Origin of the sequence: Streptococcus sp. HMSC034E12, from assembly GCF_001835915.1 — a bacterium.
In the GTDB taxonomy this organism is placed as follows: Bacteria; Bacillota; Bacilli; order Lactobacillales; family Streptococcaceae; genus Streptococcus; species Streptococcus vaginalis.
The window spans coordinates 1-2089 of sequence record NZ_KV826457.1 but is presented as its reverse complement, the minus strand read 5'-3'; the positions used below and the strand labels follow the sequence as shown (position 1 = coordinate 2089).

2 protein-coding genes are annotated in these 2089 nt (G+C 39.5%); both read left to right on the top strand.

Going from position 1 to position 2089, the window contains the following annotated elements:
- Positions 1 to 187: 187 nt before the first annotated feature.
- Positions 188 to 730 (top strand): ArpU family phage packaging/lysis transcriptional regulator, encoded by a 543-nt coding sequence (locus tag HMPREF2574_RS07800; RefSeq protein ID WP_257374286.1) that lies wholly within the window; start codon positions 188 to 190, stop codon positions 728 to 730.
- A 193-nt stretch (positions 731 to 923) separates the two neighbouring features.
- Positions 924 to 1865: a DNA-methyltransferase gene (locus HMPREF2574_RS07795; protein ID WP_070812396.1), complete on the top strand. Its 942-nt coding sequence runs from the start codon at positions 924 to 926 to the stop codon at positions 1863 to 1865.
- Positions 1866 to 2089 lie beyond the last annotated feature (224 nt).

Genomic DNA, 2089 nt, shown 5'->3' with positions numbered 1-2089 from the left:
AAATCATTATTTGAAAGAATTATAACGAACACAAGAAGATTCTTCTGCAAACATTATTACGTTAAGATACATGGTCGTTGGCTATCTTGTTATGTGGAGTGCAAAAAATGCGGCCGTGTAAAAAAAGAAAAACCATACATGACGATTCACGAAAAGTAAAAAAAGCCGAGCGCACACTCGACCTCAAATGATAAATAAAAGACAAGATTATTATATCAAAAAGAGGTCAAGTGTGCAAATGCGTCTATTTAATAATATCAACAGGAATCAAACGAAGAGAGCTGCATACAAGAAGCTGTCACAATATCGTAGACTGCAGCGTATCGCTGGCGAGCCATACTCTCCTAAAATTACAACGACTTATTCTTTCGAACCAAAAAGTTTTACGGGTTTGCTAAGTCAGCAAACAGAGACTATGGTCTTGCGCAAGGTAGCAGCAGAGCAAGAACTGGATAAAATAAGAGAAGCTATCAATGCTATTTGTGACCCGTATCAAAGACAAATTATTATTGAGAAGTATTGTAGCAAGCATATCAAGAGCGATATTGAAATTTATATGGATTTAAACTATACAGAATCAGAGTTTTATCGATTACTAGAAAATGGAATCCTTGAATTTGCGGAAAGTTACAGAAACGGGAACTTATTAGTATTTGAAAGCGAAAACGACGAACTAGAATTATTTGGGAGAAACACACCAGAAAGTGCTAAGAAACTCTTGGGGGATTAGCATATTTGGTAGGGTAAAATAGTATCGTTGATAAATTAGATAGACGAGTGCGAGCGCTAGGCAGAGCTAGCAAACTAACGAAGCTGAAACGATTTATTTATTAAGGCTAAGCTATGAGGTTCGATTCCTCTCGCTCGTGTTTCTAAGGCTGTACTATAAAAATAAAAAAGGAGCACAATAATAAATAACGATTATGGACATTAACCTACTACACGGCGATTGCCTTGAACTGATGAAAGATATACCAGACAAGTCGGTTGACCTTATCCTGACTGACCCGCCTTACAACATCGGAAAAGCCAAATGGGATAAGATACCAAACTATATTGAATGGTGTGGTAAGTGGTTCATTGAGTGCCAGAGAGTGCTGAAGGATAACGGGTCATTTTATTGGTGGCAGAACGACATGGTTCAGATTGCTCAACTGATGGAGTGGCTAAGGAATAACAGCGGGTTTGTATTTAATTCGTTTATCGCTTGGGACAAGGGCGACTTTAGGGCGCTTAGTTGGAAAACTCCGAGCGAAGGAAGTAACTTGAGGTCTTGGTTTAACGTATGCGAATATTGCTTGTCATATACGCTACAAGATGCATACGGGCTTAATCATTATTTGATGCAAGAAGAGAAACTGCTGCCGGTTCAAAAATATCTTTTAGAGGAACGAAGAAAGACCGGTCTGAGCAACAGTGAAATCAAAGAACTATTGGGACAAAATACAGTTCATTACTTCTCGCTGAAAGCATCACATTGGAGAATGCCCAGTCAAGAAAATTATAAAATACTTCAATCAACGGGATTTTTTGGTCGCGATTATCAATCTTTATTTTCGGAATATATCGAGATAAAAGAAACCGGCAGGAAGGGCAGGTATACACACAACCTCGACACAAATCACAACAACGTCTGGCGCTCACAGGAACGCAACAACGGCAAACAGCACCCGACACAAAAGCCGAACGACCTGATGGAACGAATAATCAAAACATCCAGCAACCAAGGCGACACGGTGCTGGATTTATTTATGGGTTCGGGAAGTACCGGGGTAGCGTGCAAGAACCTAAACCGCAACTTCATCGGCATAGAACTGGATGATAAATACTTTGAAATAGCAAAACGGCGGATAAACGAAGCATGAAATAAACCTGAACAAATAACGATGGTGTGAAGTGATGGTTACATTCTGTATCCGCAAAGATAGTCTTTTGTGGGCTGTCTTTAACGCATTATAAGTGTGAGGTGCTATTATAGTAGTATCGAATGATAAGGATAAGGCAGTAGTCAAAGGCTGTTGTCTTTTCTTGTGCAGAGAGGAGTGCAAGCTTGTCTCTTTTTAGTTGTCAGGAGGTGATGGAAAATTGA

Bases quoted from the DNA above. Each gene is read 5' to 3' on its own strand.
- HMPREF2574_RS07800 (WP_257374286.1), top strand. From the start codon at position 188: ATGATAAATAAAAGACAAGATTATTATATCAAAAAGAGGTCAAGTGTG.
- HMPREF2574_RS07795 (WP_070812396.1), top strand. From the start codon at position 924: ATGGACATTAACCTACTACACGGCGATTGCCTTGAACTGATGAAAGAT.